Genomic DNA, 223 nt, shown 5'->3' with positions numbered 1-223 from the left:
TTTCAGCTTTGTCAACAACTTGTTTGAGGAACTTGAAGCTCTTCGTGAAGTTGTTGCCGCAAGTCCAGGTCAAAACCAGGTGCCTGCAAAAAAAGGAAAACCCCGCTGCGTCAGCAGCGGGGTTTTTGGGTATAAACCCTGGCGATGACCTACTCTCGCATGGCTTGAGCCACACTACCATCGGCGCAGCTGCGTTTCACTTCCGAGTTCGGGATGGGATCGG

The 223-nt window shown here is 52.5% G+C and carries 1 rRNA gene; it reads right to left on the bottom strand.

The features are described 5' to 3' along the window. Positions 1-136 precede the first annotated feature (136 nt). Positions 137-223, bottom strand: a 5S ribosomal RNA gene (rrf, locus tag ACVOME_RS18705); the annotation flags it as partial.

The sequence above is a fragment of the Stenotrophomonas sp. STEN008 genome, assembly GCF_056760435.1.
Note: the sequence above shows the minus strand (reverse complement) of the source record. Positions and strands in the feature narration are given on the sequence as shown.